Source organism: Sulfuricaulis sp. (genome assembly GCF_024653915.1).
Taxonomy (GTDB): domain Bacteria; phylum Pseudomonadota; class Gammaproteobacteria; order Acidiferrobacterales; family Sulfurifustaceae; genus Sulfuricaulis.
In genome coordinates this window covers 20,457-37,175 of sequence record NZ_JANLGY010000017.1, presented here as the reverse complement: position 1 = coordinate 37,175, position 16,719 = coordinate 20,457, and the positions used below count along the sequence as shown (strand labels likewise).

The following is a 16,719-nucleotide window of genomic DNA, read 5'->3' as shown; positions in this document are numbered from 1 at the left end:
TGCTGGCCATCAATTTATCTTTATCCCTGCGTGTATTTTGGCAGTAAATCGCCTCGATTTCACGTGGTGACAAAATAATTTAACGGGCTTTAACGCGTACACCGAATCATGCGCGTGAACTGTACGCACTAACCCCATGATATTTATGTTCTTGGAAGTACTGTCCTGCCCAGGCAGAGGCATTAAATTTACCGGCGAGGCAAGACTACAGCGAGTCACTCGCAGGCCCGCCAGCAAGTCTAGCCGAACAGACCCTTCAGCTTATCGACCCAGGAGGCTTCGCGGGGACTGTGGCGGGTACCACCCTCCCGCACCGATTTTTCGAATTCCTGCAACAGTTCCTTCTGTTTCGCAGTCAAATTTACCGGCGTTTCTACACTGATGCGGCAATAAAGATCGCCTGTGTGCCCGCTACGCACGTTGCGCACACCTTTGCCACGGAGTCGGAAGAGTTTTTCGCTCTGGGTGCCGGGAGGAATTTTGATGGCGGCGCGACCATCCAGAGTTGGCACCTCGAGATCGCCCCCCAAAACCGTTGTAGAGAAACTCACGGGCATTTCACAAAAGAGATCGTCCTGCTCGCGCTTGAACAGGGAATGCGGCTTGAGTCGGATTTGCACGAACAGATCGCCCGCGGGGCCGCCATTTTCGCCGGCCTCGCCTTCTCCCGCCAGACGAATCTGATCACCCTCATCCACGCCGGCGGGCACTTTCACCGACAATGTTTTGGTATGTTGTACCCGGCCAGCGCCGTGACAGGTCGGACAGGGATCGGTGATGGTTTTTCCGGCGCCGTGACATTTTGGGCAGGTCTGCTGAACGGAAAAGAAACCCTGTTGCATGCGGACCTGGCCGTGGCCGGCACAGGTGCGACAGACCGTGGACGACGTGCCGGATTTGGCGCCACTCCCCTTGCAGGCATCGCACTTTTCCATCGCTGGAACGCGGATACGTACTTCCGTTCCACGTACCGCGTCTTCAAGTGAGAGTTCAAGACTGTAGCGGAGATTCGCGCCGCGGAAGACCTGCGCGCCGCGCGCGCGGCCACCGCCGAAAATATCCCCGAACACGTCGCCAAAAATATCGGCAAAGTTCCCGCCCCCGGCGGAATAAAAACCGCCGGCTGCGCCGGCAGCGGCCGAGGGATCCACGCCGGCGTGTCCGAACTGGTCGTAGGACGCGCGCTTCTGGGCATCGGAGAGAATTTCATAGGCCTCCTTGGCGTCCTTGAACTTGGCCTCGGTGGTCTTATCACCCGGATTGCGGTCCGGATGATGCTTCATCGCCAGACGCCGGTAGGCTTTCTTGATATCCGCCTCCGAGGCGTTGCGCGCAACACCGAGCACCTCGTAGAAATCCTGTTTCGCCATGCCTGCTACCTGTTCTGGTTATATGCATTCATATCAAACAGCAAAAAGCACAGTGATCAATCCAACCAAGCTGACCGGCCACTGTGCCCTTGTTACCAGGACAAATCGAATTTACTTTTTGTCCTTGTTGTCCTTTACTTCCTCGAATTCGGCATCGACAACATTTTCCGTGGCCTTGCCATCGTCTTCGTTCTTGCCGGCGTTGGTCGATGCATCCGCCGTTTCGGCACCCGCCGTGGCATTGGCCTGGGCATACATCTGCTCCGCCATCTTGTGCGAAGCTTCCAACAGGGCATCGGTTTTGCTCTTTATGTCGTCCTTGTCGTCCGTGCGCGAGGCCTCTTCCAGATTCTTGATGGCCGCCTCAATCTTCTCCTTTTCCTCGGCGGCCAGCTTGTCGCCCATTTCCTTCATGGACTTGCGCACGCTGTGGGTCAGGCTGTCAGCATGGTTGCGCACCTCGGCCAACTCGCGCGCCTTATGGTCTTCCTCGGCATGGGCCTCGGCATCCTTGACCATTTTCTGGATCTCTTCCTCGGACAGACCCGAGCCGGCCTTGATAATGATCTTGTTTTCCTTGTTGGTGGCCTTGTCTTTCGCCGAGACGTGCAGAATGCCATTCGCGTCGATGTCGAATCCGACTTCAATCTGCGGCACACCGCGCGGCGCCTGCGGAATGTCCGAGAGGTCAAACCGCCCCAGTGACTTGTTGCCAGCGGCCATTTCACGCTCGCCTTGCAGGACATGCACTGTTACCGCCGTCTGGCTGTCATCGGCTGTAGAAAACACCTGCGAGGCCTTGGTCGGAATCGTGGTGTTTTTCTGGATCAGCTTGGTCATCACGCCGCCCAGCGTCTCGATACCCAGTGAAAGCGGGGTCACGTCGAGCAGCAGCACATCCTTCACCTGACCGCCCAGTACACCGCCCTGAATCGCCGCGCCCACGGCCACCGCTTCGTCCGGGTTTACGTCCTTGCGCGGTTCCTTGCCGAAGAAATCCTTCACCAGCTGTTGAACCTTCGGCATGCGGGTCTGACCGCCAACCAGGATGATGTCGTCGATATCGGAGGCCTTGAGGCCGGCATCCTTCAATGCGATCTTGCACGGCTCGATGGTTTTCTGGATCAGGTCCTCGACCAGTGCTTCGAGCTTGGAGCGCGTGATCTTGATGTTGAGGTGCTTCGGGCCGCTGGCATCCGCCGTGATGTACGGCAGGTTGACTTCGGTCTGCTGGCTCGAGGACAGCTCGATCTTGGCCTTCTCGGCAGCGTCTTTCAGGCGCTGCAAAGCCAATGGATCCCTGTGAAGATCAACGCCGTTGTCCTTTTTGAATTCGTCAGCGAGGTAATCAATGATGCGCTTGTCGAAATCTTCGCCGCCGAGGAAAGTATCGCCGTTGGTGGACAACACCTCGAACTGATGCTCCTTGTCTACTTCGGCAATTTCGATGATGGAAATGTCGAACGTGCCACCGCCCAGATCGTACACGGCGAGCTTGGAATCACCGGGCTTCTTGTCCATGCCATAGGCAAGCGCCGCGGCGGTCGGCTCGTTGATGATGCGCTTGACCTCGAGACCGGCGATGCGCCCGGCATCCTTGGTCGCCTGGCGCTGGGAATCGTTGAAATAGGCCGGTACGGTAATCACCGCTTCCTTGACCTCCTCACCCAGATAATCCTCGGCGGTCTTTTTCATCTTCTGCAGCACGCGCGCGGAAATTTCCTGCGACGCCATCGCCTTGCCTTTAGCCTCCACCCAGGCGTCACCGTTCTTTGCCTTCACAATCTTGTACGGCACCATCTTGATGTCGCGCTGCACCACCTCGTCTTCGTACTTGCGTCCAATCAAGCGCTTGATGGCGTAGAGCGTATTCGCGGGGTTGGTGATCGCCTGGCGCTTGGCCACCTGGCCGACAAGCACTTCGCTGTCGTCCGTGTAGGCCACCACCGAGGGTGTCGTGCGGTCGCCTTCGCTGTTTTCGATCACGCGCACCTTATCCCCCTCCATGATGGCCACGCAGGAGTTGGTTGTGCCCAGGTCAATACCGATAATTTTCGCCATTGTTATTGCCTCAGAAAGATTACAGTTATTCAGAATCCAAAATGGGGTTGGGTGTGGCTCTTTTCAAGCCTGTGCGGCGGGGTCTTTCGGGTTGGTCGCACCGCGAGCCACCACGACCATGGCCGGGCGCAGCAACCGGTCATTCAGCAGGAATCCCTTCTGAACCACGGTTACGACGTGATTCGGCAGAACTTCCGCGGAATCGACCATGCTGATGGCCTGGTGGTGCTCCGGGTTGAATTTCTGCCCCTGGGGGTCGACCACGGTCAGGCCGAATTTCTCAAAAGTGCTGTCCAGCAGTTTCAGTGTCAGATCCAGACCCTCGTGCATCTTCTGCACGGCCGGGTTCGTGTCCTTCGGCAGCTCCACCATACGGGCCAACTCCAGACTGTCCCGGACCGCAACGATTTCCGCGGCGAAGCGCTCGATGGCATATTTGCGCGCCGTGGAGACGTCCACCTCTCCACGTTTACGTACATTCTCGACTTCGGCCTTGGCGCGCAAAAACCGGTCCAGATTTTCTCCTGACTCGGCGCGAAACTTTTCCAGCTCTGCCTGCAACTGCTGAATCTCCGTACCCGGTTCGAGGTCGTGCGGCGTATCCGCTTGTGGTGCCGGCGCGGCGTTCTCCTCCGCCGCCGGGCCCTCCTTATACTGACTCATTACAATACCTCCACGCTGAATAGACTCATGGTAAATGGGGCTAACGACTGGAGGAATCAAGCCGGCCAGCGCGCTCGTTGCTGCTCAGGGCGCTGCCCAAAAGCCGTGCAGTGAAATCGACGATCGAAATCACCTGCTCATAGGCCATGCGCGTGGGGCCGATCACCCCCAGCGTCCCGACTACACGACCATCCGCGCTGTAGGGCGCCGTGACCACGCTGCAATCGGCCAGCACCTCGTACCCCGATTCCTGACCGATGAATATTTTCACGCCCCCGGCACGCATGCTTTGATCCAGCAGATGCAAGAGATCGCGCTTGGCGTTGAAGGCGTCGAACAATTTACGCAGCTTGCGCGCGTCTCCCAGCTCGGGAAAGTCCATGAGATTGGATTCACCGCTGACTACCAGCTCTTCGGGCTCTTCCTCGCCGCTCAGGGCTTCGCGCGCCATGTTCACCGCCATTTGCATGCTCCGCTGCATGTCATCGCTGACTTGCTGTATTTCCTTGAGCAGAGCGCGCTTCACGTCGCCCATGGAAACACCGGAATAGGTTTCGTTGAAATAATTGGCGGACTGTACCAGTTCAGCGGGGGAATATTCACGATCCGCCTGGATGATCCGGTTAAGCACATGGCCGTCCTGCGTCACCAGAATCACCAACACTCGCTGCCCTGAAAGACTCACGAAATCGATGTGGCGGAAGGCCAGCTGCTGCTCACGCCGCGGCATCATGACGATGCCCGCGAGCTTGCAGACCTCGGACAACATGTGTGATGCGTTCTCGATTAGATGCTGCGGGTCGTGGTCCGCGTGGAGTTCATACTCGAGTTTGTGCAGCTCGTTCAGGTTCAGGGGTTTGACCTTCAGCAGGGTATCCACAAACACGCGATAACCGCGTTCCGTCGGCACACGCCCGGCCGAGGTATGCGGGGAACTCACCAGACCCATATCCTCGAGATCGGCCATGACATTGCGCACGGTGGCCGATGACAAATCCAGTCCGGCCTGGCGCGCCAGGGTGCGCGAACCCACAGGTTGGCCCTCGGCGATGTACCGTTCAATCAGGGTCTTGAGCAATATTTCGGCGCGCGCGTCGAGAGTCATGGGCAAACCTCTATAATGTTGCCGACTTTAGCACTCTCAAAGGTTGAGTGCCAAGCCCATAGCCCCACAGGGTCATTGGCAATATCAAGATTGGAAAGGATTTTTCGAGGTACACAGAATCGCAAAGCGTTCGATATCAATCCGGTCCATTTGCTTAATCCAGCCATTCCCGTCTGAGCTTTTGTTTATGGCTGGCGCCCTTGGCGATAAGGCACGCCCACCTGCCGAGACGTCACTTGTCGCGACAGCCAAATAAAAGGCGCATTGGTCCGGAGTTGGGTGCGTGTTAGGTTTATGATTCAACCTCGGAAGAATGACGCATGGACAAAAAAATCAAAACCGTCGGCCTGTTTGGCAAGTACCAAGACCAGACCGTGATCGAGCATTTGCGCCGGCTCGAAGAATTTCTGCTGGGACGCAAACTCAAGATTCTGCTGGACCAAGCCACGGCCGAGCATTTTAAGGGGTCCAAGTCACCGTCGCGGCCACGCACCACTATCGGGAGCGAAATCAACCTCGCTGTTGTCGTCGGCGGCGATGGAACCCTGCTCAACGTGGCGCGCGAACTGGCCCCGCACCATGTCCCCATCATCGGGGTCAATCTCGGCCGTCTCGGTTTCCTTGCCGACATCCAGGCCGAGCACATGACCACCGAGATTGGAAAAATTCTCGACGGCGATTATCAGACCGAAAAGCGGCTGTTGTTGCACGCGGAAGTCATGCGCAAGGGACGTATCGTACACAGCGCCAGCGCGTTCAACGACGTAATAGTAAGCAAAGGCGAACTCGCGCGCATGATCGAATTCGAGACCTATCTTGATGGCGAATTCGTTCACAGCATCCGTGGCGACGGCATCATCGTTGCGAGCCCGACCGGTTCTACGGCTTATGCACTTTCGTCCGGCGGGCCGATCCTGCATCCCACGCTAGACGCCATCGCCATCGTGCCCATTTGCCCGCACACGCTGTCGAACCGTCCGATTGTGGTTTCCAGTGACAGCATTGCGGAAATTCTGGTCTCGCGCATCGGCGATCAACATGCACACGCCACTTTCGACGGTCAATCGACCTTTACGCTCGAGGACGGCGACCGCGTGTACGTGCGTCGCGCCGAAAACGAGGTCGAGCTGATACACCCCTCGGGCCGCAGCCACTTTGAAGTGATGCGCATCAAACTGCATTGGGGGCGGAAACTCTGATGCTGACGCAGCTTTACGTCCGCGATTTTGCCATCGTGCGCGAGTTGAGTCTTACGTATGAATCGGGCTTCACGGTGCTGACCGGCGAGACCGGCGCGGGTAAATCCATTCTCATCGATGCCCTGGCGCTGGTCCTGGGCGAACGCGCCGACAGCGAGGTGATCCGCCACGGTTGCGCGCGCGCCGAAGTCTCGGCCAGTTTCGCACTGAAACCCACGCACGATGCCGCGAAGTGGCTCAAAGAAAACGACCTGTTCGGCGACCGGGAATGTGTGCTGCGGCGCCTGATCGAGGCCGACAAACCCTCACGCGGATTCATCAACGGCCGTCCGGTGCCAATACAAATGTTGCGCGAGCTGGGCGAGCATCTCGTGGATATCCATGGCCAGCACGAGCACCAGTCTCTGCTGCGACGCGATGCCCAGCGCCAGATCCTCGATGACTACGCCGGGCTGGAAGACACCGTGCGCGCCCTCGCCGGTCAGTTCCGGGAGATGGAATCATTGCGCGAACGCTTGACGACCCTGAAACAACAAACGGCGGATCGTGATGCGCGTGTCGAACTGCTGAGTTATCAGGTGCGTGAATTGGACGCCCTGGGACTGACGGCGGAAGAGGTTCCCGTCCTTGAAGAAGAACATGCGCGTCTGGCCAATGGCGCCGAACTCATCGAGGGTGTGCAATCCCTGGCGCAGGCCATACAGGAAGACGAGGAAGCCGCCTTATCGCAACAGCTGGCGCGCGCCGTCACCCGGCTGGAATCGCTCGTCAAGTACGACGCTAAGCTTGGCGGGATCGCCACCCTGCTCAATGAGGCGGTAATCCAGGTCGACGAGGCGGGTGGGCGCCTGAACCATTACCTCGACAGCCTCGAGCTCGACCCCGCACGAATGCAAGTCGTCGAACGGCGACTGTCCACCGTGCATGATCTCGCGCGCAAACATAAAGTAAAACCAGAGCAACTGCCCTCGGTACACACACGCTTACGCGCTGAGCTGAGTGAAATCGAAAACCTCGACACCAGCCTGGAACGGCTGGGGCAGGATCTCGAAAAAGCACGTATGGTCTATTTCAAAACAGCGAAAGATATTTCGCGCGCGCGCCAAACCGCGGGGAAAAAACTCGCCAAGGTGGTCACCGGCGAAATGCAGGAACTCGGCATGCCCGGGGGAAGTTTCGAAATCACCCTGACAGCACTGGCGGAAGACGAAGCCGGCGCCTACGGTCTGGAGCGTGTGGAATTTCAGGTCAGCGCCAATCCGGGCCAGCCGGCGCGGCCGCTGGTCAAAGTGGCATCAGGTGGCGAACTCTCACGCATCAGCCTGGCGCTGCAAGTGGTGCTCGCGGGCACGGGGCGCATCCCCACACTGATATTCGACGAAGTCGACGTCGGCATCGGCGGGAGTGTGGCCGAAGTGGTGGGCCGGAAACTGCGTGCCCTCGGCGAGTCGCGTCAGGTACTGTGCATCACCCATCTGGCCCAAGTCGCCGCCCAGGGCACGCAACATGTGCAGGTGCGCAAACTGACCGAAGGCAAAGTCACGGTAGCCGAGGCCGTGCCGCTGGTCGAGCGCGAGCGCACGATGGAAATCGCGCGTATGCTTGGCGGCGTGGAAATCAGCAAACAGACCCTGGCTCACGCGAAGGACATGCTCACCCGTGCCTCAGCCTGACCTCAACCCCACCCTGAGCGCCGTGTCGACGATTCGCCCGGCCGCGATCGGCGACGTGCCCTATATTCATCACCTGCTCGAAATTTATGCCGCGCAAGGCAATCTCCTGCCGCGCACCATGAATGAGCTATACCGCCATTTGCGCGATTTTTTCGTGGTCGAGGTGAATGGCCAGGTCGGCGGCTGCGGCGCACTCGAAATATTCACCGAAAGCCTCGGCGAGGTCAGAAGCCTGGTGGTGGACGATGCATGGAAAGGACAGGGATTCGGGAAAATGCTGGTGCAGCGCATCATCGAAGAAGCGCGTGTTATCGGCTTGAAGCGCCTGATGGCGCTGACCTACGTTGCACCATTTTTTCACAAACTAGGATTCAATACCGTGGCCATGGACACGCTGCCGGAAAAGGTCTGGGGCATATGCGTCAAATGCTACAAATACAATAACTGCGATGAAACCGCGGTATTGCTGGAACTGAAGTAACCCGAGGAAGAGAACAAGGATTCACAGCCAGATTGCGCTGGCCCTGCAAACCGCCGACAGACCAAACACGCATGTCGTAGTAGCGAGTCACATCGTTTAATGATTGGCAAACAATAGCGACAGGCCGACCAGCATCAGATACAAAACGCGCCGACCTACCCGTGCCAGATAAGGTCTTGTTCGTGCCGGCTGGGGATCGCCGGCAGCATGGACATTTACAGTCAGCGTCTTTCGGTAACGAAACTTGTTATCCACCGGATGCGAACGGGCATAACCGTGCTTCTCGTAAAACCGGATGGCCCTCTGGTTCTGCTGTAAAACGTCGAATTCTGCCTGACGGAATCCCATCTGCGCCGCCCGCATTTCAAAATCGCGAAGCAACTGAGACCCGACTCCGCCATGATGATGCGATGGAAGCACGCCAAGATAATTTAACCAGGCCGTTCTCTCGCCGATCCTGGGAGTAAACTGATAGAAGCCAACAATTCCCTCGCTGGCTTCGGCCACGGCAATCGTATCTTCGTAATGGCGTATGTAGTGCGAAATCTCCTTGGTCGTAAGTTCCGGAAAGATTCCCTGGAACAACGCCGCTAGCTTTCTCCAGTCCATCCAGCTGATTTCCCGGATGCGTATTTTTTCCAAGCCGTGCGATGGAGCGACGGTACCGGGACCTTTGGCAGAGGATGGCGCCGTTGATTTCTGGCGGGGACTATTCATCGTTTGATCGAGATCCGGAAATTATTTCTTCGAACACTTCCCGTGCTTTTTCATGCCCTCGCAAACACCGTAAAGATACAACGAATGATCGTCGATATGAAATCCAGCCTTCCCGGCGATCTTGCGCTGGCGCTCCTCGATGGCGGTGTCGAAAAACTCGAACACCTTGCCGCACTCGAGGCACACCATGTGGTCATGGTGACTGCCCTGGTTGATTTCAAAAACAGAACGCCCGCCCTCAAAATTGTGCCGGATCACCAATCCCGCGGCCTCGAACTGGGTCAGCACGCGATACACCGTCGCCAGCCCCACTTCCTCGCCCATGCCCAAGAGTTCCTTGTATACCTCCTCCGCGGTCATGTGCGGATGCCCGGCCGCCTCCAAAATACCGAGGATCTTCAGGCGCGGCAATGTCGCCTTGAGTCCGGCCTTCTTGAGATCGGTTCCGCCTGCATTAACGTTTCTCATGCGTGGTGTTTACCCAACCTTCGAAAGTAAGCGTACAGGGTATACCCGGAAAAGCCTTCGGGTTATTATCTCTACAGTCTAATTCAGCCTGCTACCGATTTCCAAAACTATGCGTTATTTGCTCCTGTCAGCCTGCCTTGCCCTGCTTGTGTCCAGCTGTTCGGTTTACAAGGTCGAGGTTCAGCAGGGCAACGTCGTCACGCAGGAAATGATCGACAAACTCAAGCCCGGCATGACGCGCAGCCAGGTCCGCTTCGTGCTGGGAACGCCGCTGATCACCGACGCCTTCCATCTCGACCGCTGGGATTATTACTATTATCTCCGGCCCAGCAATAAAAACACCGGCGAGTCGCAGCGACTGACGGTAATTTTCAAGAACGATACACTGGTGTCGGTACAGAACGATAAACCGGGCAAAAGCGAAACCCAGTCACCCCAAAGCTAGTCCCGCTTCCTGACAGCATTAGTTTTTTTGCGCCCGCCAGCCGCTTTAGCGCGTTTCCTTCTGACTTCCTTCGGATCGGCCAGCAGCGGCCGATATATCTCGATACGATCGTCGTCGTGAACCGGGTCATGCAGATCGGCAAGTTCACCGAAAATTCCCACGCGGTGCTGTGACAAATCGATCTCGGGGAAGCGTTCGAGCATGCCGGATGCACGAATGGCCTGTTCGATGGTGGTCCCGGGATCGACCGGTAACTCGACCACCTCCTGACGCAGTGGTGTGGCATAGGCCACCTCGACGCGCCAGTTATCTCCCTGTTTCATGCCTTGTGTCCGTACAACTCAACGGCGCGCTGGTGAAACCGGTCCACCAATTGGTTCGCAATATTGGAAAACACCGGCGTGAGCGCCAGGCTCACGATTTTGTTTGCCACTTCGAAGTCCAGATCGAGGGATATCTTGCTGGACTGCTCGTCCAGTGACTTGAATTGCCAGAAGCCCTGCAGATGGCTGAATGGCCCTTCCAGCAAACGGATTTCCATCATCTTGCCGTGCTGCAACAGATTGCGCGTGGAGAATGTCTTGTGCACGCCGCTATAAGCAATATCAATGGCGGCGATCACCTCATCTCCCTGCGCCGTGACGATGCGCGCCCCACCGCACCACGGCAGGAATTTCGGATAGGACGGAATATCCGACACCAGGTCAAACATCTGGTGAGCGCTGTAGGGAACGATGGCCGAACGGTGAATCGCGGTCACGCAAACAACTCGGGGAGATTGAACAGGACGATCAGCAACAAAACCGGAATCACCAGCCGCACCAGCCACAACCACGTGGAGTAAACCCAGGCCGCACGCAGATGCAGCGCCTCGCGCATGATGTCTGGCTTCAGCGCCCAACCGGTATACAGCGCGATGAGAATGCCGGAGACCGGCAACAGCACATGCGCCGTCAATACCTGCATGACGTCAAAAAATCCGAGGTTTTTGACAACCCCGAACAGTTTGAAGGAAAACGCCCAGTCGTGAAAAGACAGAATCGTGATGACTCCCAGAATCCAGGCGCTGATGCCGGTAAGAATCGCCGATCGACGCAGGCTCATACCGAATTGCTCGCTCAGCCAGACCATGACCGGTTCGGCCAACGCAATTGCCGAGGTCAAGGCAGCGAGCACCAGCAGCGCAAAAAATACAACGATCAACACCCGGCCGTAAGGGATGTGATCGAACGCCAGAGGCAATGCCTGGAACACCAGACTCGGTCCGGAAGTCAGTTCGACATTGCCGGCTAACAATATCGAGAACACCACCAGGCTGATGGCAATGCTGGTGAGCGTGTCCACGCCCACCACATAGAATGAAAGTCGCGGGATGCGCGCCTCGGCACTGAGATACGTGCCGTACATCAACATGGCGCCCGCACCCAGACCCAGGCTGAAAAAGGCGTGACTCATGGCGGCGAGCACGCCCATGCCGGTAAGCTTGCTGAAATCCGGCAGAAAAAACACCGTGACGGCCTGGGCAAAGGCGTCCGTGGTGGCGACATAAGCCGTCAAGGCCAGCAACATCCCCAGCAACAGCGGCACGGCATAGCGCGCCACCGCCTCCAGGCCACGGCGCACACCATGACCGGCCACCAGCATGGTCATGGTGATGAACAGCGTGTGCCAAAAAAGTTGCTTCTCGGGGTCTTTTACCATCTGCGCGAACTGGGCATTCATGCCGTCCGCGGTGAGACCGACAAAAATGCCGAACGCGGCACGCAGCATGTACGCAATCACCCAGCCGGCAATAACGCTGAGGTACGAGAGAATCAAAAACACGCTGATGACACCCATCCATCCCACCAGCTTCCACAAGGGATTCGCGCGCGAACGTTGGGTCATGAAGCGGAAAACACCGATCGGCGAAGCGCGCCCGCTGCGCCCCAGGGCGAACTCCGCCATCAGCAATGGCAGCCCAATTAACAGCACGCTCAACAGATAAACAATCAAAAATGCGCCGCCACCGTATTGAGCGGCCAGGTGGGGGAACTGCCAGAAGTTATTGAAGCCGATGGCCGCCCCGCCCGCGGCCAGCACAAAAATCCCCGGCGAGGACCAGCGCTCGTAGATGGTTTTTCTGCCGGAACGCAGAGGATTGCGGCGTGCGGGATGTTTGTGCGTTGCGATCATCGTGCTTCGGTCACCAGGGCGGAACCCTGTTCCTCTCGGACGGGCCAGAATGTGGCATACTCGGTGGGCAGCGTCCACCTACATACTGCCTCACGTGATTTGCCATGATCCTCATTCCTTATATACAGCATAGGCCAACGCCTGCATCGAATCGGAATGTGTTTCCGATAATTTCACGCGACAATCATGGCTATCATCACGTTTTCACGGCCCCATGAACAAAAAGAAAGAAGCTTCCCGTGATCCCGCCATTGCCCAGAACCGCAAGGCCTGGCATGACTATTTCATCGAGGAAAAATACGAAGCCGGGCTGGCCTTGCAGGGTTGGGAGGTCAAAAGCCTGCGCGCCGGGCGCGCGCAGCTGAAGGAAGGCTACGTGGTCATTGATAACAGCGAGGCCTTCCTGGTCGGCGCCCATTTCTCGCCGCTAACGTCTACTTCTACTCACATCAAGGCAAATCCCGTGCGTGCCCGCAAACTGCTGCTGCATCGCGAGGAACTGAACAAGCTGATCGGCGCCACCGAGCGCAAGGGCTATACGCTCATCCCGCTGCGGCTCTACTGGAAACGCGGCAATGCGAAACTCGAAGTCGGCCTCGCCAAGGGCAAGCAGGCGCACGACAAGCGTGCGTCCATCAAGGAACGTGAAACCGATCGCGAGATGCAGCGGGTGTTGAAATCCCGCAAGTGAATACCACCGGCATTAAACCGGTGGGTTCATAATTTGTCGGCCTGAAGCCTGCTGAAAGGCGAAATCATCCAGCATGCTGGATCGCCGCAAAAAAAACCCTGATTCGTGGATTTACGCCCATTTCGCCGAACCTTGCTTCGCCTGAAGGCAGAGGGGGTTTCAACCATCCACGTCTCTCTCAACGGAAAAAATACTGGCGACGAAATCCGCCGCCAGTCAACAGGAGGAGAACCGTTCAGCTTAATCAGCAGCAGCTGTTGTCTTTCACGCCAGCTTTTTTCAGGAGAAATGACGCCGGGCAGAATCCGGTGACCCCGCTCTGTGCCAGACTAAGGCCCATTATAAAACTCAACCAGATCCAGTTCGGATGGACGTAGTGGGCAAGGGCTACGCCGGCCATGACCATCGTGCCGGCCATCAGGTGGACAATTCTATCTATATTCATACGGCACTCCTTCGTTTATGTGTCTATTTTCGGGATGTATAAAGCAACAACGTGGTCGCGCCGGGCGGACTGCTGCGGAACTTCTGGTGACAGGCGACGCAACCAGTCATGATGTCGCTCAGACGCGCCGCCGCCGTGGCCATGTCACCCTTCTCGGCCGCCGTCGCAAGTTTGAGTGCGCTGCCCTCGACCGCGTTGTTCATGATCGGCAACACACTCATGTCGGCGTCGTTGACCATGTCGAGCGGGAAGTACGGGAATAAACCGCCCTTGGGAATGCGGTGATTGGCCAAGCGTCGCGCGCTGTCGGCCGCCTGCTCGGCATTGTCGGTGGCGATGCCAGCGGCAATACTCTGGTAGTCTGACAGGATCTCGTGCATGATTTGGCGCAACGTGAGCTGCTGGCTTTTACGCGTATGGCTATCATGCAACTTCTTGATGGTCGCGCGCATTTCAGGCGATAGCTGCATAACCTTCTGTTTAAGCTCCGGCTTATAGCTCATCATCATCTGTTGAAGAGAATCGGCAGTTTTGCTGTTCGCCACCCGTTCGGCGGCACGCACCGATGTGACCACAACCAGCGCCAACGCGACGACACATGCCCAGAGGTGTTCTTTGTATCTTCCTGACATGTCCGTCTCTGTTCGCGTGGGTCTAGATCAGCTCCCGTGTTATCGTTCTGCGCGCCGCGATAGATCAGAATCTGAACGTTGCCCCGCCCATCAGACTATGGTCTGCTTCCGTATAACTAACGCCCTTCATATAGCCGATATCGAGTTCTAGTGACTTGTTCACGGCATAAATCAAACCAACAATGGAAAATGCCGGATTGTTATTCGAAGTCTTGTCGGTATTGGTAATGGTCCCTAGATCGGCTACCACCTTCAGCTGTCCATACTCACGCGTGGCGGCAAGCGAAAAGTGTTGCAGATCGACCTGCTCGTCATTAACGTTGCGGTTTTCGTAATGGCCGAGCTGAATATGGAAGGCCCATGGCGACAGATCGAACGAAGTGACAAGGAACAGACTGTAAGCCGCGCGGCCAGTGCCGAGGCCACGGGCCTCGTCACCAGTCGGCAAGGTAACGCCCGGCTTGAGTGCAAAACTCAAGCTACCGCGTTCATAGAAACGCCACTTGAGGTCGAGCCCGGCGTCGCCCCACCCGCTGACCACGTCGATACTGCCATCTGTCTCACTGCGCTCGCGCTTGTGCGGCAGCGTGAAGAGCAGATCGAGATTGTCACGCGCACCATAGGCAAGTACCGCGTTTGACTGCACTGCCTGTTTATTGGTGCCATCGGCCGTGTCATCGCTGCGTTCAGCGGTAAGCTCAAACTGGAGATTACTGTGGCCTTGAGTGCCAGTATCCTCCGTGATCAAGGGGTGCGCGGCCTGCGACACCTCTAACACCAACACCGCTAACACCAACACCGCAGCGACTCCGACACAACATACAACCGCAGCCTTGCTCGGCCGCTGTGCGGGCATGGGATAATTCCTCCTCATACGAGTTACCGGGCGCTCGCTACTTGTTGGCCGGTTCCCAACCGGAATGATCGAAGGAACGGCCATAACGATCAAGCGCGCCAGCAACTCTGGCCACGCCCCGCTCACGGCTCACGCCCTTTTGCCTGCCCTCAATCGCGGCAGCACTGCTGAGAACATCCGCGAGAATAACGTGCAGCGCTTCATCGGCCTTCTTGTCAAGCTTGCAGTTCTGGAAAATATAACCAGCTTCGGCATGGATGTTCTTGGCAAGCGTTGTGTACTGCGCCGCTGTCGGCTTGCCAGCATGTGTCACATGACGATGGCGCTCTATGGCATCGCGGATATTGCCCATGCCTCGGCGCAGCGGCTCATCGGTGATCCATTTCTTGCCGTTGTTGAGCGAGAGCGCCTGTGGTTCACCATGCGCAGCATGCGATTCGTGACTATGCGCGGCATGATCATCCGCCGCCAATGCCCCCGGGGCATACAGCCACGTCATCGCCAGAAATAAGCCTGGAATCCAGGAATTTTTTTCCATATCTGCCATACATGCCTCGTCAAAGTATCTGAAATCACGCGGCCGCCTTGTGACGCCGCTGCCTACTGAATTAACCATTAAGGTGTCGCTTTCAGTGCGTGTGGCCCCCTGGTTGAGCTCCCGAGAACGCCGGGAACTTGTCGGTCACATAGCGACTGTGGCAACCCTGGCAGGAATCAACAAGCCGTCCATAATAAAAACGCTGCAGTTCGTAGTCCTTCTGTTTCCCGGCCTGCGCAAGCTTTTTGGCGATCTCGTGAAACTCCCCGTCGAGTTGCAGAAATTCCGGTGGCGCCTTCATCAGGTCCGCCTTGTCCTTCGGCGTCAACTCACGCGCGAGAATGTAACTCGAATAAATCTGCTCGGCGTTTGTGGCAACAAGCGGATGATCGCCGACAATCAAACCGTCCAGGATCTGTTTCATGGCCTGCTTGATCATCTGCATCTCCTCGCTCAGGAGCTGTTTGAGCCGCGGTGTAAGCTTTGAAGAGACGGGTTTCGGTTGTTCCGCGTGTGCGGGAGCCATAAAGCCAGCGGCGAGAAACGCCACCAGCAAATAACGTCCGGCATACTTGTGAAGCTTCTTTCTGTTTATCACGGACTATCTCCTAATCGAGCCTGATCTTGATGGAAAGCGCACCGCGCAGTTCGTTTAGCTGGTAGCCACGAGCCCGGTCGTGTGGATACAATTTGGCTAGGCGATCACGCACACCCGGCGCCACCGCTTCATTGACGCCGTGACACGTTAAGCACAACGGTTCGATCTTCAGCGCCTTCGTGAATCGCGCATAACGGACGCCGCTTTCGGTAACAACCTCGTAACGCGCGGCGTCTTCCTTACCGCTCGCGAGAATCTTCTCGAAGTCACCAAGCACGGCGGTCTCGTAGGCATCCGGCATGTTCAGCGGATTGCGCGCCTTAGTCGTGACGCGCCGCAAGGACCAGCCAGTCTGGCGCGCTGTCTCGTTGCCGATCTGTACCGCTTTCTCGGAACAGACGCTCATTGCCTTCTCCGGACCCTCTTTGGTCATGGCTTCGAGTAGCGCCGACTTAAGTTGCTTGGCGTAGTTTCCAGCGACCGCTTTTACGTCATCTACCGGAGGGGCATCTCCCGCGACAACTGGAAGACTCATCGTTGACGCCCCAACCAGGATTGCCGTGGCAACAAGTCTGTTCAGTTTCATGATTTTTTCTCCTTGT

The 16,719-nt window shown here is 57.1% G+C and carries 20 protein-coding genes; 5 read left to right on the top strand and 15 right to left on the bottom strand.

Features of this window, described 5'->3' with window-relative positions:
• Positions 1-239: 239 nt before the first annotated feature.
• From dnaJ to hrcA, 4 genes are all read right to left on the bottom strand, one after another.
• The gene (gene dnaJ / locus NUV55_RS09295) at positions 240-1,370 is read right to left on the bottom strand and encodes a molecular chaperone DnaJ (protein ID WP_296672319.1); all 1,131 of its coding nucleotides are present in this window, start codon (positions 1,368-1,370) and stop codon (positions 240-242) included.
• A 111-nt stretch (positions 1,371-1,481) separates the two neighbouring features.
• On the bottom strand, positions 1,482-3,431 hold the full coding sequence (gene dnaK, locus NUV55_RS09290; protein ID WP_296672317.1) for a molecular chaperone DnaK: 1,950 nt from the start codon (positions 3,429-3,431) through the stop codon (positions 1,482-1,484).
• A gap of 63 nt (positions 3,432-3,494) precedes the next feature.
• Positions 3,495-4,094, bottom strand: coding sequence for a nucleotide exchange factor GrpE (grpE, locus tag NUV55_RS09285; RefSeq protein ID WP_296672316.1), 600 nt, complete (start codon positions 4,092-4,094; stop codon positions 3,495-3,497).
• Between the two features lie 40 nt (positions 4,095-4,134).
• Complete coding sequence (hrcA, locus tag NUV55_RS09280) at positions 4,135-5,199, bottom strand: heat-inducible transcriptional repressor HrcA (protein ID WP_296672314.1); 1,065 nt, start codon at positions 5,197-5,199, stop codon at positions 4,135-4,137.
• 320 nt (positions 5,200-5,519) lie between these two features.
• Here hrcA and NUV55_RS09275 point away from each other — a divergent pair, with 320 nt between their 5' ends.
• Genes NUV55_RS09275 through NUV55_RS09265 form a run of 3 tightly spaced genes read left to right on the top strand, consistent with a single transcriptional unit; the run spans position 5,520 to position 8,552 of the window.
• Positions 5,520-6,398, top strand: coding sequence for an NAD(+) kinase (locus NUV55_RS09275; RefSeq protein ID WP_296672313.1), 879 nt, complete (start codon positions 5,520-5,522; stop codon positions 6,396-6,398).
• A complete protein-coding gene (gene recN / locus NUV55_RS09270) occupies positions 6,398-8,071 on the top strand; it encodes a DNA repair protein RecN (protein WP_296672311.1) in 1,674 nt (557 codons plus the stop codon). The genes NUV55_RS09275 and recN overlap by 1 nt, the downstream gene beginning before the upstream one ends.
• Positions 8,058-8,552, top strand: a complete 495-nt coding sequence (locus NUV55_RS09265; protein WP_296672310.1) for an N-acetyltransferase — start codon at positions 8,058-8,060, stop codon at positions 8,550-8,552. The genes recN and NUV55_RS09265 overlap by 14 nt, the downstream gene beginning before the upstream one ends.
• Positions 8,553-8,648: 96 nt before the next feature.
• On the opposite strand, the gene NUV55_RS09260 is transcribed toward NUV55_RS09265, so the two are convergent.
• Both NUV55_RS09260 and fur read right to left on the bottom strand, forming a co-directional pair.
• Positions 8,649-9,194, bottom strand: coding sequence for a GNAT family N-acetyltransferase (locus tag NUV55_RS09260; protein ID WP_296672308.1), 546 nt, complete (start codon positions 9,192-9,194; stop codon positions 8,649-8,651).
• 96 nt (positions 9,195-9,290) lie between these two features.
• The gene (fur, locus tag NUV55_RS09255; protein WP_296672306.1) at positions 9,291-9,737 is read right to left on the bottom strand and encodes a ferric iron uptake transcriptional regulator; all 447 of its coding nucleotides are present in this window, start codon (positions 9,735-9,737) and stop codon (positions 9,291-9,293) included.
• Between the two features lie 109 nt (positions 9,738-9,846).
• Here fur and NUV55_RS09250 point away from each other — a divergent pair, with 109 nt between their 5' ends.
• Positions 9,847-10,182 (top strand): outer membrane protein assembly factor BamE, encoded by a 336-nt coding sequence (locus NUV55_RS09250; protein ID WP_296672304.1) that lies wholly within the window; start codon positions 9,847-9,849, stop codon positions 10,180-10,182.
• Here NUV55_RS09250 and NUV55_RS09245 read toward each other — a convergent pair.
• The 3 genes from NUV55_RS09245 to NUV55_RS09235 are packed head-to-tail and all read right to left on the bottom strand — an operon-like array spanning position 10,179 to position 12,357.
• The gene (locus NUV55_RS09245) at positions 10,179-10,505 is read right to left on the bottom strand and encodes an RnfH family protein (protein WP_296672303.1); all 327 of its coding nucleotides are present in this window, start codon (positions 10,503-10,505) and stop codon (positions 10,179-10,181) included. The genes NUV55_RS09250 and NUV55_RS09245 overlap by 4 nt on opposite strands.
• On the bottom strand, positions 10,502-10,942 hold the full coding sequence (locus NUV55_RS09240; protein ID WP_296672301.1) for a type II toxin-antitoxin system RatA family toxin: 441 nt from the start codon (positions 10,940-10,942) through the stop codon (positions 10,502-10,504). Before NUV55_RS09240 ends, NUV55_RS09245 begins: the two co-directional genes overlap by 4 nt.
• Positions 10,939-12,357, bottom strand: coding sequence for a sodium-dependent transporter (locus tag NUV55_RS09235; protein ID WP_296672299.1), 1,419 nt, complete (start codon positions 12,355-12,357; stop codon positions 10,939-10,941). Before NUV55_RS09235 ends, NUV55_RS09240 begins: the two co-directional genes overlap by 4 nt.
• Before the next feature lie 214 nt (positions 12,358-12,571).
• On the opposite strand from NUV55_RS09235, the gene smpB reads away from it, so the two are divergent.
• The gene (smpB, locus tag NUV55_RS09230; RefSeq protein WP_296672297.1) at positions 12,572-13,048 is read left to right on the top strand and encodes an SsrA-binding protein SmpB; all 477 of its coding nucleotides are present in this window, start codon (positions 12,572-12,574) and stop codon (positions 13,046-13,048) included.
• 244 nt (positions 13,049-13,292) lie between these two features.
• Here the strand turns inward: smpB and NUV55_RS09225 are convergent, their stop codons facing one another.
• The 6 genes from NUV55_RS09225 to NUV55_RS09200 all read right to left on the bottom strand — a co-directional run bounded on the left by NUV55_RS09225 (position 13,293) and on the right by NUV55_RS09200 (position 16,703).
• A complete protein-coding gene (locus NUV55_RS09225; RefSeq protein ID WP_296672295.1) occupies positions 13,293-13,493 on the bottom strand; it encodes a DUF2892 domain-containing protein in 201 nt (66 codons plus the stop codon).
• 23 nt (positions 13,494-13,516) lie between these two features.
• Complete coding sequence (locus tag NUV55_RS09220) at positions 13,517-14,125, bottom strand: hypothetical protein (protein ID WP_296672294.1); 609 nt, start codon at positions 14,123-14,125, stop codon at positions 13,517-13,519.
• A gap of 64 nt (positions 14,126-14,189) precedes the next feature.
• Positions 14,190-14,999, bottom strand: a complete 810-nt coding sequence (locus NUV55_RS09215; protein WP_296672292.1) for a transporter — start codon at positions 14,997-14,999, stop codon at positions 14,190-14,192.
• Positions 15,000-15,018: 19 nt separating this feature from the next.
• On the bottom strand, positions 15,019-15,480 hold the full coding sequence (locus NUV55_RS09210; RefSeq protein ID WP_296672290.1) for a hypothetical protein: 462 nt from the start codon (positions 15,478-15,480) through the stop codon (positions 15,019-15,021).
• A gap of 130 nt (positions 15,481-15,610) precedes the next feature.
• Positions 15,611-16,117, bottom strand: coding sequence for a hypothetical protein (locus tag NUV55_RS09205; protein ID WP_296672289.1), 507 nt, complete (start codon positions 16,115-16,117; stop codon positions 15,611-15,613).
• A 10-nt stretch (positions 16,118-16,127) separates the two neighbouring features.
• On the bottom strand, positions 16,128-16,703 hold the full coding sequence (locus NUV55_RS09200; RefSeq protein ID WP_296672288.1) for a DUF3365 domain-containing protein: 576 nt from the start codon (positions 16,701-16,703) through the stop codon (positions 16,128-16,130).
• Between the last annotated feature and the right edge of the window lie 16 nt (positions 16,704-16,719).